9 protein-coding genes are annotated in these 13014 nt (G+C 53.0%); 3 read left to right on the top strand and 6 right to left on the bottom strand.

Annotated features, from left to right (window positions below):
- Positions 1-112: 112 nt before the first annotated feature.
- Positions 113-568 carry a regulatory protein RecX gene (locus tag ACTUJZ_RS07825; RefSeq protein ID WP_463635738.1) on the bottom strand — a complete coding sequence of 152 codons (456 nt, stop codon included), beginning with the start codon at positions 566-568 and terminating at the stop codon, positions 113-115.
- 71 nt (positions 569-639) lie between these two features.
- Between ACTUJZ_RS07825 and ACTUJZ_RS07820 the strand changes: the two genes are divergently transcribed.
- Together ACTUJZ_RS07820 and ACTUJZ_RS07815 are read left to right on the top strand one after the other, a co-directional pair.
- Positions 640-1863 (top strand): GNAT family N-acetyltransferase, encoded by a 1224-nt coding sequence (locus tag ACTUJZ_RS07820; protein ID WP_463635737.1) that lies wholly within the window; start codon positions 640-642, stop codon positions 1861-1863.
- Positions 1853-3931 (top strand): M13 family metallopeptidase, encoded by a 2079-nt coding sequence (locus tag ACTUJZ_RS07815; RefSeq protein WP_463635736.1) that lies wholly within the window; start codon positions 1853-1855, stop codon positions 3929-3931. Before ACTUJZ_RS07820 ends, ACTUJZ_RS07815 begins: the two co-directional genes overlap by 11 nt.
- Positions 3932-4090: 159 nt before the next feature.
- Here ACTUJZ_RS07815 and ACTUJZ_RS07810 read toward each other — a convergent pair whose 3' ends face one another.
- Positions 4091-5731, bottom strand: a complete 1641-nt coding sequence (locus tag ACTUJZ_RS07810; RefSeq protein WP_463635735.1) for a SulP family inorganic anion transporter — start codon at positions 5729-5731, stop codon at positions 4091-4093.
- 10 nt (positions 5732-5741) lie between these two features.
- Entirely contained in the window at positions 5742-6386 is a 645-nt protein-coding gene (locus tag ACTUJZ_RS07805) for a carbonic anhydrase (protein ID WP_463635734.1), read from the bottom strand.
- Between the two features lie 317 nt (positions 6387-6703).
- Here ACTUJZ_RS07805 and ACTUJZ_RS07800 point away from each other — a divergent pair, with 317 nt between their 5' ends.
- Complete coding sequence (locus ACTUJZ_RS07800; RefSeq protein ID WP_463635733.1) at positions 6704-7654, top strand: hydrogen peroxide-inducible genes activator; 951 nt, start codon at positions 6704-6706, stop codon at positions 7652-7654.
- Positions 7655-7671: 17 nt separating this feature from the next.
- Here ACTUJZ_RS07800 and ACTUJZ_RS07795 read toward each other — a convergent pair whose 3' ends face one another.
- The 3 genes from ACTUJZ_RS07795 to metH all read right to left on the bottom strand — a co-directional run bounded on the left by ACTUJZ_RS07795 (position 7672) and on the right by metH (position 13005).
- On the bottom strand, positions 7672-9693 hold the full coding sequence (locus ACTUJZ_RS07795; RefSeq protein WP_463635732.1) for a methyl-accepting chemotaxis protein: 2022 nt from the start codon (positions 9691-9693) through the stop codon (positions 7672-7674).
- A 92-nt stretch (positions 9694-9785) separates the two neighbouring features.
- Positions 9786-10388 (bottom strand): DUF938 domain-containing protein, encoded by a 603-nt coding sequence (locus tag ACTUJZ_RS07790; RefSeq protein ID WP_463635731.1) that lies wholly within the window; start codon positions 10386-10388, stop codon positions 9786-9788.
- Positions 10381-13005, bottom strand: a complete 2625-nt coding sequence (metH, locus tag ACTUJZ_RS07785) for a methionine synthase (RefSeq protein WP_463635730.1) — start codon at positions 13003-13005, stop codon at positions 10381-10383. Before metH ends, ACTUJZ_RS07790 begins: the two co-directional genes overlap by 8 nt.
- Positions 13006-13014: the final 9 nt, after the last annotated feature.

Genomic DNA, 13014 nt, shown 5'->3' with positions numbered 1-13014 from the left:
TATTAAATTCGATTAGGGGAGCGCGACGAACAGCGCTGCAGGCACCGCGCTGACCGGCGTCGGGCACGCGCAACAATAGCACGAAACCTATAAACATGTTAAGCACCGGCCGCTAGGCCTCGCTGCCTTCCAACGCGTATTGAATATGTTCCTGATAAAAGCCCCGGTACTGCAAAAACTGCATCTGTTTTTGCCGGTGTTTGAAATCCTGCGGCGGAGCCAGGCCGTATTTTTTGGCGCGCACATTCAGGGCCAGCGCAAACCAGTCGGGTTCAACCTCGGCCAGTGCCTGATCCAGCAGTGCGCTGCCGATGTCGTGCTGATTCAGTTCAGCTCGCAGGCGGCGTGGGCCATGCCCTTTGCTCAGCGCGCTGCGCACCTTGGCCTCAGCAAAGCGGGCATCACTTTGAATATCGGCCTCGGCAAATTCGGCAATAATGGGCATAAAGTCTGGCGACTCTAAGCCTTTTTGGGTCAACTTTGTCGATATCTCCACAATACTATGCTCTCGTCGCGCCAGCATGCGGGTAATCGCGTCCACAATGATTTTTCGGTTGGTCTCTGACATGGTTAGCTTGGTGCTATTTGGCCTGCAACATGATAAAAATTCTTAACACCCGTGGGCGCACCAGGTTCTTTATGGGATATCACTGCACATTTTTCAATAGCTTGACGCAAATTCCGGCCGACCACTGGCAAATGCTTGCCAATGGCGAAAGCCCGTTCTTGCATTACGATTTTTTGGCCGCGCTGGAGCACACCGGCTGTGTCAGCGCAGATACCGGGTGGCAGCCACAGCATTTAGCTGTTTATGATGAGCAGACCCTGGTGGCCGTGATGCCCGGCTATTTAAAAACCGACAGCTATGGCGAGTACGTATTTGATCATGGCTGGGCTCAGGCGTATCACCAGCATGGCCTGGCTTACTATCCCAAATGGGTCAGCTGTGTACCCTTTACGCCCGTCACCGGTGCCCGCCTGCTCGTTCATCCTGAGTATGATTACAACGAAGTAGCCGCCGCAGCAGCGCAGGGCTTACACTCCCTGCTTGGCCAAAATGTGTCATCTTTGCATGTGCTGTTTTGTGCACCCGATGAAAGTGCGCGCTGGATTGCGCAGGATTTTTTACCCCGCCACAGCGTGCAGTTTCAGTGGCACAATTATGGCTACCGCCAGTTTGATGATTTTTTACAGGCGCTAACCTCACGCAAACGCAAAGCACTGAACAAGTCGCGCCGCCAGCTCGCTCAGGCTGAAGTGGTCATTCACCAGCACACCGGCGCAGCGATTACTGAAGAGCTGATTGCTTTTTTTGTACGCTGTTATCAGCAAACCTATTTAAAACGCAGTGGCCACACCGGCTACCTGTCGGCCGCTTTTTTTCATCAGATACTGCAGCGCTTTGCTCAACAGGCGCTTTTAGTGGTGGCCGAGCAACAAGGCCAGCGCATTGCCTGCGCCTTATTAATGTTTGATGATCAAGGACTGTACGGCCGCTACTGGGGCAGTCTGCGCGATGTGGACGGGCTGCACTTTGAGTGCTGCTATTTTCAGGGCATCGATTTTGCGATTTCCCGTGGTCTGCAGTTTTTTAATCCGGGCACCCAGGGCGAGCACAAAATTTTGCGCGGCTTCGAGCCAATCTTCTGCCGCTCACTGCATCACCTGGCTGAGCCGGCATTTCATGCAGCTGTAAATGATTTTCTACAGCGGGAAACCCCCGCCATATCAGCGTATTTCAAACAGGCGGCAGATGTATTACCTTACAATGAGTCACAAAAACAGCAACTTAAAACCTTTGCTACTTCCGATGTCAATTACGACACTTTAACCATGAGAACGAGAAATAACGATGAAATATAGTCTCTTAGCCGCAGTGATTGCGGCCTCGCTGGGTCTGGCCGGCTGCGGTCAGCCAGAACAAGCCAATGCACAGCAGGATGCCGAAAAGCAGACTGTGGAAAATGCTGGTAAGCCCGAACTGGGTGAGTTTGGCGTAGATTTATCTGCCCGCGATGAATCGGTGCGCCCCGGCGACGATTTTTTCCGTTACGCCAGCGGTACCTGGTATGACAATTTTGAGCTGCCGGCGGATAAAACCCGTCATGGTGCCTTCACAGCCCTGCGTGATCGCAGTGAAGAACAGGTTAAAGCCATCATTGATGACATCATGGCTAAAGAAAACCTGAATGCCGAAGAGCAGATGGTACATGATTTTTACACGGCCTATATGGATGTGGACGCTATCAACAAAAAAGGCCTGGAGCCTATCTCTGATGTATTAAGCAAAATTGAAGGTTTGCAAGATACTCAGGCGCTAACCAAGCTGTTCGGCGAAGCCTGGCTGTATGGTAATGCCTCACCTATCTATGCTGGCTTATGGTACAACCGCCTGGATCCTAATGAATATCAGGTTAATGTGGGTGTGGGTGGTTTAGGCTTACCTGACCGCGATTACTACTTAGGCGATCAGCCGCGATTTGAAGAGATCCGTCAGGCCTACCTGGCCCATGTGGAGCAGGTATTGAACCTGGCCAAGGTCGATAATGCCGCTGAAAAAGCCAAGCAAATCCTGGCCCTGGAAACCAAGATCGCCGAAGCGCAGTGGCCCCGTGAAAAGCGCCGTGACCGTGACCTGACTCTGAACCAGATTGAACGTAGCAAGCTGTCAGATGAATATGCCGGCTTTGACTGGGATGCGTATTTTGCCTCCAGCGGCCTGAAAGTGCCTGAGCTGAACGTGGCCACGCCGCAGCCGGTGAAAGATGTGATTTCCATCATCAACAATACCGACCTGCAAATCTGGAAAGACTATCTGACTTACCACACAGTATCGAACAACTCGAGCCTGTTGTCAGAAGACGTGTACATGGCCAATTTCGATTTTTATGGCAAAACGTTAAATGGTCAGCAGGAGCCGCGCCCGCGTTGGAAGCGTGCTCTGTCACAAATGTCTGGCACCGAATCACTGGGCTTTGCAATCGGCAAAATCTATGTCGACGAGTATTTTCCGGAGAGCTCAAAAGCTCAGATGAAAGAGCTGGTTGAAAACCTGCGTGCGGCGCTAAAAAAACGTATCGAAAATCTGGACTGGATGGGTGAAGAAACCAAAGAAGCGGCCAAAGAAAAACTGGCTGCGTTCCGCCCTAAAATCGGTTACCCGGATGAGTGGATTGAGCTGGACGGCGTGAAAATCAGCGACGATAAACTGGTTCAGAATATCCGCAATCTGCGTAAATTCTTCCAGCAACGCGATGTGGAAAAAGAGTTGAAGCCGACCGACCGCGAGCGTTGGGGTATGACTCCACAAACGGTAAACGCCTATTACAATTCGTCGTTCAACGAAATTGTGTTCCCGGCTGCAATCCTGCAACCGCCATTCTTTGACCCTAATGCTGATCCTGCGGTGAACTATGGCGCCATCGGTGCGGTCATTGGTCATGAAATGGGCCACGGCTTTGACGATCAGGGCTCAAAATCGGATGCCAAAGGGATCCAGCGTAACTGGTGGACCGAAGAAGATCTGAAGGCGTTTAATGCTAAAGTCGACCAGCTGGACGAGCAATACAGCCAGTACGAGCCGATTGAAGGCAACAATGTAAACGGCCGTCTGACCCTGGGTGAGAACATTGGTGACGTGGGTGGCCTGGCTATGGCATATGAAGCCTATAAGCTGAGCCTGAACGGTGAAGAAGCGCCAGTAATTAACGGCCTGACCGGTGACCAGCGATTCTTCCTGGCCTGGGCCCAGGTGTGGCGTGAAAAGCGCACAGAGCAAAGCCTGATGAACCAGCTGCGCTCTGACCCGCATTCACCGGCTCGCTACCGTACCCTGGCACCCCGTAACCTGGATGCATGGTATAAAGCGTTTGATGTACAGCCAGAAGATGAATTGTATCTGCCAAAAGAAGAACGAGTACAAATCTGGTAAGCCAGAGTAAGTAACCCTATCAAGCTGCCCACCCGGGCAGCTTTTTTTTGCCTGCTCCCCTGCCCATTGCGCCGCCCTCAGGGTCGGGAAAGTATGTTACCTACAGGCAAAAAAAATCCCCTGCCGTGGCAGGGGATTTTTAGTTAGTAGCAACAACCTTTAGTTGTTAGTCACAACCTCAGCAGTCATCGCTGGATCTTTTTTTTTATCATCAATGATACGCAGTGCACAATCTAAGGCTTCCAGACGCGTTTTGTACATACGTACATTCGGCTGGTGCGTATTGATGCTGTCGAGTACCTTTTTCACCTCAGGGGTCGCGCCACTGATGACCAGCTCGCGCCCGGCCAGTTTGGCATCCGAGGTAATGGTTTCGACAGCCATGGCAGCAGACACATCCACCACCGGTACCCGGCTAAAGTCCAGGATCAGCACTTGAGAGCCTGACTCCACATTCTCACGAACATGATGACCCAGGTCAGCGGCTGCACCAAAGCTTAGTGGACCACCAAAACTGAACATGCTGACTTTGCCTTTGGCTTTTTCCAGCAGTTCGTTTTCTTCCGGATTACTCAGGTACTCAGGGATCTTGTTTACTTCTGCCAGCTGCAGCTGGGCAACCTGACGCACATAAGCCAGTGCTGCCAGTACCACACCTACACCAACGGCAGTGATAAGATCCACAAATACAGTCAGGCCCAGTACCAGCAACATCAGCGCAAAGTCCCAACGCGGGCCCGTGTGTGCACGCTTCAGATAGCTCCAGTCAATAATATCCAGACCGACTTTAACCAGAATACCAGCCAGTACGGCGTGAGGAATTTGCGCAGCCAGAGGACTCAGGCCCAGTACGATGGCCAATAAGACCAGCGCATGGGTCATACCGGAGATACGGTCTTTACCGCCGCTACGAATATTCACCACGGTGCGCATAGTCGCACCGGCACCCGCGATACCACCGATCAGACCGGCAAAGGTATTACCGATGCCCTGACCAATAAGCTCACGGTTGCTGTCGTGACGGGTACGGGTCATGTTGTCAGCCACCAGCGAGGTCAGCAGCGAGTCGATCGCGCCCAGTACCGCCAGAATAAAGGCGGCTTCCACCACCATAAAGATTTGACCCTGATCAAACACCGGCCAGTGAATGCTAGGCAGGCCGGTTGGAATATCGCCTAATACCGGTACGGTCAAGAACAGACTGACCAGCGTACCAATAATAAGCGCAGCCAGTGCGCCAGGGACATATTTACCCAAGGAGGCCGGCCATTTATAAGCAATAATCAACGTACCCACACCCAATGCCAGGGTGGTAAAGTTGATATCCATCAACGCAGTCGGCAGATAGCTAAGTGCACCAATGGTGCCTCCCGGCGGCTCATGGCCCATCAGGCGGCCCAGCTGCAGGATGATAATGATGGCCCCGATCCCCGACATAAAGCCAGAGATGACCGGATACGGTACCAGGCGGATATACTGACCCACCCCAAGAATACCAAAGACAATCTGGAATAAGCCGGCCAGCACCACCGCAGTGAGGATCAGCTCAACATTGCCTGACAGACTGGCAAACAAGCCGGCCAGTACCACCACCATCGGCCCGGTTGGCCCGGAGATTTGTGACGGCGTGCCACCAAATAATGAGGCGAAAAAGCCCACCGCGATAGCACCATACAGGCCGGCCATGGGGCCTAGCCCCGAAGCCACACCCAGCGCCAGCGCCAGTGGCAGGGCCACGATACCCGCGGTCAAGCCGCCGGTAAGGTCGCCACGTAAATTAGACGTGTTTAATTTAAACATGCAATACCACTTATTTTGCGTTGAGGGTTTGTTCAGCGTCAGTCTGGCTTAACGCGGTGAATTCACCGGTTGCTTCATCCAGGCACAATACATCGCCCGAGCCAATGTCATATACCCAGCCGTGCAGTTTCACATCGCCGCTGGCCAGCTTGGCTGCTACTGCAGGATGCGTGCGCAGGTTTTGCAGTTGTTGGATGACATTTTCCTGCGTCACCTCTTTGAGTAGGCTTTTATCCACTTTGCCATGTTTAGCTTTTACTGCTTCGGTGGCGCAACGACAATGGCCCAGCCATTGTTGTACCTGAGGCACCGCATCCAGACCTTCTGGGTTGATTGCACCTTTCATGGCACCACAGTCAGAGTGGCCACACACCACAATATGGCTTACACCCAGGGCAGCGACTGCAAATTCGATGGAAGCACCGTTGCCTTCGCCATCGTTAGCATGTGGTGGAACCACGTTGCCGGCATTACGGCATACAAATAGATCGCCGGGTTCGGTTTGAGTGATCAGGTTGGGGTCTATACGAGAGTCAGCACAGGTGATAAAAAGCACTTCGGGGCTTTGGCCAGAGGCCAGCTTGTCAAAGGTGGCTTTTTTAGCCGGGTAAACATCCTTTTGAAACTTTGCTACGCCTGAAATGACATGGTCCATAGATATACTCCAATGTTGCTTCGTGTTAACGATAGTCGGATTTTTTTATAGCCCGAAAGTGTCGCCTGATAGCTTAATAGAAAGACACGGTTTCTCGAGATAGCTAAAAACTATCAGACAGCGGGATTTGATGGCATACTATCGGCCTTTTCACGTAAGAATGCCAATAGCCCAGCTTCAACGAAAACGAGTTAACCTACTGTTTAATATTGGCTATTTACATTATTTTGCTTGTGACATGGCTGTTTGAAGCAAGTGCTTGCCGGCCATTTACCGGCAGCCTCAAGAGGAAACGATTTTGTTAAGATTATGTAACCATGATGAGTAACGACAAGGTGCCGTCCCTTAACCAGATCCGCTATTTTATAACCGTAGCCAAGCATCTGAACTTTCGCCGGGCGGCCCATATCCTCGGAATTAGCCAGCCTACCCTGACCAGCCAGATCAACGCGCTGGAACACACTCTGGGACTGACCCTGTTCGAGCGCTCTCGCTCTGGCACCCTGCTTAGCCCTCAGGGCCATGCGTTGCTGCATAGCGCCGAGGATGTGCTAAAGGCGAATCTGCATTTTAATGAAGTGGCGCGCAATTTATCCGACGGTGAAAACACCATGTACAGGCTGGGGATCCCACCGACATTAGGCCCTTACCTGCTACCGCATTTGTTGCCCGACATTCATACCCAGAATCCGGGCCTTAAATTTTATGTGCGCGAAGCTGCGCCCAGCCAGCTGCAACAAGGTTTATTGGCGGGTGACTATGATTTGATCTTATCCCCCATGGCCGAGACCAATTCGCAGATCCAAAGTCAGCCGCTGTTTTATGAGCCGCTTAAATTTGTGATGGCTTCTGATCACCCGTTGGCCGGTCAGCATTATATCGACCCGGAACAGCTGCGTGGCCAACAGGTGCTGACCTTAGAAGATCGTCATCATTTTCATCACCAGGTGCACGAGATTTGTTTGCGCCTGGGTGCCAATGTGGCGCGCGATTATGAAGGCACCAGCCTGGATACCTTGCGGCAGATGGTAGTGATGGGCATGGGAGTGGCGTTTTTGCCCGGCCTGTATATTCACTCAGAACTGCATAAACCTGAAGCTTTGCATGTGTGTGAACTGGCCGGGATGCCGGTGGTACGCCAGCATTTGCTGGCCTGGCGTAATACGTCGCCGGCGCGGGCATTTTTTCGTGAGCTGGCCAGTGAAATGCGCGAGATTGTGCGCCAGCGGCTAACCGAGGCGGTGACCGTGACGGAAAGTAGTCACTAACCGCCCGGCCCCTGCAATTAGATCTTAAACTGATTCACTACCTGCTTGAGCTCATTGGCTACGCCGCTTAGCTGAGTGGCCTGTGCGGCCAGCTGGAAGGCATGATCACTGGTTTTATCGCTTAGGCCGGTAATTTTCACCAGTGAACGGTTAATATCTTCGGCCACCACACTTTGCTGCTCGGTGGCATCAGCAATGTAACCACTTTGCGATTGCACCGTACTGATTGAACCACTGATCCCTTCTAATGCTTTAACCACCGAGGCGGTTTTTTCCACCCCACGCTGAGAGCGGGATTTGCCTTCCTGCATGACCTTATCGGCCTGCCCGGCCATGGATTGCAGGCGTTCCACCATGCGTCGGATATCATCAGTAGAATCCTGGGTGCGGCTGGCCAGCGAGCGCACTTCATCGGCTACCACGGCAAAGCCCCGGCCCTGTTCACCAGCCCGGGCAGCCTCAATGGCCGCATTAAGGGCCAGCAGGTTTGTTTGTTCAGCAATGCTGTTGATCACATCGATCACTGCGCCAATGCTGTCAGATTCCTGGCTCAGGCCACCCACCACGGTCACCGCTTCATTGATAGCATCGGCCAGCGACTGGATTTCGGCCATGGTGTCCTGGGCCTCGCGGGTGCCGTTGCGTACCTGCTCATCAGCCTGCGTTGCCGCCTGGCTGGATTGCGCGGCATTACTGGAAATTTCGGTGACCGTGGTGGCCATTTCGGTCACTGCCGAAGAGACATTGTCCACCTGATCGCGTTCCTGGGAAATTTCGGCGCTGGTGCTGTGCGAGACATCTTTTAACTGCTGGGCTGCGGCGGCCACCGCTTCAGTATTTTGCGCGGTCTGATTTAACAGCTCTCGCAGCTTATCGGTAAAGCGGTTGAATTCGTTAGCCAGCTGGCCGATTTCGTCCTGGCTTTTTACCTCCAGACGTTTGGTTAAATCACCATCGCCACGAGCAATGTCTGCCATGGCGTTTTTCATGCGCACAATCGGTGCCACCACCGTGGAGCCGGTGGCATAGGTGATGACCATGACCAGCGTTATGATCACCAGTGCCGCCACAATGGCTGAAATTAAAGCCTGGCGCACCGGGGCCGTGACCAGGCTTTCCGGGATCAGGAGGCCCATTGACCAGTTCATGGACGCGGTGTCTGGCTGAATATGCTCAAATAACACCACATGAGGTTCGCCGTTGAACATTACTGTTGCCATGCCGGTGTCATTGTCGGCGATATTGCGGGCAATGGTGCCAAAACCCTGGGCGTTACTCAGCACGCTGTCTAACTCGGCCAGCGGTGTATGCAGCGGCAGGGGTTTATCCTGGCTGGGAAAATACACAATATTTTGATCTGCATCGAGCAAAAACGCGGTGCCTTCACCCTGGTATTTGACGGTGTTGAGTACATCGGCCAGCGTACTGATCAAAATGTCGATGCCGCCGACGCCGAGCAGGGTGCCCTGGTAGCTCACCGGGGCCTGGATCACTGCCGAGACACTACCATCCTGGGAATCCACCGCAGGCTTGGTCACATACAACTTGCCCTGCTCTACCGCCTGGCTGAACCAGGGGCGTTGAGTGGCAAAATAACCTTTATCGGGGTTGTAAGCATCCGGGCCGCTGGTTTCCACCCCAACCCGGCCTTCTTCGTAGAAATATTCAGACGTGGCTGCTGAGCCAAAAAAGGCCGATTTGATGTTGGCATCCGGCTGGCTGATATTGTTAAACAGGGTGTAGATATTGTCAGCTTGAGGCAGGCTTTGATCATTAACACCGCGCTGAGTATGGCGGGCAAAAAAGTCCAGTAAAAACGGATTGTTCAAAAAAGTGCGGGCAGACTGGGCATAACGGCTAAAAAAGCCTTCCATTTTTTCGGCTTCCAGCGCCACCCGGTCAGCTAGCTGATTTTCTACCGATTGTTGCGCTGCGCGGCCGATATAGCTTACCGCTACGACTGCCACAATAGCTAACAAGGCGGCGATGCTGCCACCCACAATGAACATAAATTTTTTGCGTAATGATAATGTACCCATACTCGTCTTATTATTCTGTGCTTCCCTACATAGAATAACGACAATAGCATAAAAAACTTTACCGTCGTGGCGGAAAATTTACGCCCAAGGGGTTAACACGGCGGATGTGCTGACGGTTTTTTCCATACCAACAACAGATTATTGGCCGGCATCGGATAACACTGCTGCAGTGTGAGCGGGCCGGCCCATTGCTGCAATTCACTGATATCCCGATAGCCACCATAGCCTTGTTCCACCAGGCTGGCATGAAAGCGGGCATTACTGTCGCTGCTAAATTCGCCTTGTTGGGTAAATGGCCCGTACTGGCAAAACACGCCAGTGGGCGGCAGGCTGTTGGCCACTGTCTCCATCATGTCGGCCACTTCGTCAGGCTGCATGATGTGCGCGGTATTGGCCGTAAACACACCATCAAACTGCAGCGGCGGCAGTTCGTCCACGCCCACCTGATAGCTCAGTGGCGGGTGCAGATTGGCTGCCGGTAAGGCCGCCAGCCACTGGCGAATACCACTGTGGTACGCCGGCTGGTCACTGGTATGCCACTCCAGATGCGGCAATTGACGGGCAAAGTACACCGCATGCTGGCCGGTGCCGCTGCCTATTTCTAACACCCGATGGCAGTGAGCAAAGGCCTGTTGCAAGATTTCGACAATGGCCTGCTTGTTGTTTTCGCAGGCCTGGCTAAACGGTTTAGTCATTCAGATTTGGCGCCAGCCACCGCGTGGCAGTGGTCAGGTCCCAGTTTTTACGCGTGGCGTAATCGTTTAATTGATCATCCTGAATCTTGGCCACGGCAAAATAGCGGGCTTCAGGATGGGCAAAATACCAGCCGGAGACTGCGGCCCCCGGCCACATGGCATAACTTTCGGTCAGCCGCATGCCGGTGTGCTGTTCGGCATCCAGCAGATCCCAAATCAGCTGCTTTTCGGTATGTTCCGGGCAGGCGGCATAGCCCGGTGCCGGGCGGATCCCCTGATATTTTTCGCGGATCAGCGCATCGTTGTCCAGCGCCTCGTCAGCCGCATAGCCCCAATATTGCTTACGCACCTGCTCGTGCAGGTACTCGGCAAAGGCTTCGGCCAAACGGTCGGCCACGGCTTTGACCATGATATTATTATAGTCATCACCGGCCTGCTTGTAATGGCCAGCCAGCGCATCCTCACCAATTCCGGCGGTAACCGCAAACGCGCCCAGGTAATCATCCAGGTCGCTGTCTTTAGGGGCGACAAAATCAGCCAGGCAATAGTTGGGGTGCTTATCTTTGAAGGTTTGCTGCCGCAGATGGTGAGCCACACCCACTACCTGTTGGCGGTTTTGATCGGCATAAATTTCAATATCATCATTTACCCGATTGGCGGCAAACAGGCCAATCACCCCTTTTGCCGTCAGGCTGTTGTTGGCGATGATGTCATCCAGCATCTGATTGGCATCGGCAAACAGTTCACGGGCCTGCTCGCCCACCACTTCATCATTTAAAATCCGTGGAAATTTTCCGGCCAGCGACCAGGTCAAAAAGAACGGTGTCCAGTCGATATAGTCTCGCAACGTAGCCAGTGATGCAGTCACTGGGGTCACTCCCATTTTATTGGGTGCCGGTGCACGGCGCTGCCAATCAGGACGCGCGGCATTGGCCCGGGCCTGGGCCAGGGTGACTGGTTTCGAACGTGGTTTTTTGCGCGCATGCTGGGCACGCACTTTGTCATAGTCTTCGGTGAGCTGGGCGGCATATTCATCCCGGCTTTTACGGTTGAGTAGCTTTTGACACACGCCCACTGCCCGGCTGGCATTGGCTACATAGGCCACCGGAGCATGATAATGCTGTTCAATTTTTACCGCTGTATGGGCTTTGGACGTCGTGGCCCCGCCGATCAGCAATGGCAGGTCAAAGCCCTGGCGCTCCATTTCTTTGGCTACGTGGACCATCTCATCCAGCGACGGCGTGATCAGGCCGGACAGGCCAATCATGTCCACCTGCTGCTCGCGGGCGGTTTGCAGAATTTTTTCACAGGGCACCATCACGCCTAAGTCGATGACCTCGAAATTGTTACACTGCAACACCACCCCAACAATATTTTTGCCTATATCATGTACATCACCTTTGACGGTGGCCAACAATATTTTGCCGTTGCTTTTGGTATCGTCAGATTTTTCGGCTTCGATATAGGGTTGTAAATGGGCCACGGCTTTTTTCATTACTCGGGCCGATTTGACCACCTGGGGTAAGAACATCTTGCCCTCACCAAACAAATCGCCCACCACATTCATGCCATCCATCAGCGGGCCTTCAATCACATGCAACGGCCGCTCGGCTTCCTGACGGGCCTGTTCGGTATCCTCGATGATGTAGTCAGTAATACCTTTGACCAGCGCATGTTCCAGCCGTTTGTTGACCGGCGTTTCGCGCCAGCTTAAATCTTCTTTGGCGGCAGCCTTGCCATCCCCCTGAAACTGAGGGGCAATATCCAGCAGGCGTTCGGTAGCATCGTCGCGACGGTTGAGAATGACATCTTCTACAGCCTCGCGCAGCGCGGCCGGTATTTCATCGTACACCTCCAGCTGGCCAGCATTCACGATGCCCATGTCCATGCCAGCGCGAATAGCATGATATAAAAACACCGAGTGCATAGCTTCGCGCACAGGGTTATTACCACGAAACGAAAACGAGATATTGGAAAGCCCGCCGGAGATGTGCACATGGGGGCAGGTTTGGCGGATAATGCGGGTGGCTTCGATAAAATCCACCGCATAATTGTTATGATCTTCGATGCCAGTAGCGACCGCAAAAATGTTCGGGTCAAAAATGATATCTTCCGGTGGAAACTGAAGCTTTTCGGTAAGTAAGCGGTAACTTCGCTGGCAGATTTCCACCTTGCGGTCCTGGGTGTCCGCCTGGCCGGATTCATCAAACGCCATCACCACAGTTGCCGCGCCATATTGTTTAATTAACGCAGCCTGTTGTAAAAACTGGGCTTCGCCTTCTTTAAGGCTGATGGAATTAACGATGGCTTTGCCCTGCACGCATTTTAAGCCGGTTTCAATCACTTCCCACTTGGACGAGTCGATCATAATGGGCACGCGACTGATATCCGGTTCTGAGGCAATCAGATTTAAAAAGGTACGCATGGCCTCCACCGAATCCAACATGGCTTCGTCCATATTGATATCGATGATCTGGGCACCGTTTTCTACCTGTTGCCGAGCCACGTCCAGGGCGGTTTCATATTCACCGTCCAGGATCAGCCGTTTAAAGCGCGCCGAGCCGGTCACATTGGTGCGCTCGCCGATATTAATAAATGTTGCTATTTCTGTTGTCACACGCTCACC

The organism is Alteromonas sp. WD8-37 (assembly GCF_055326825.1).
This window is presented reverse-complemented; position numbering and strand designations above follow the sequence as displayed.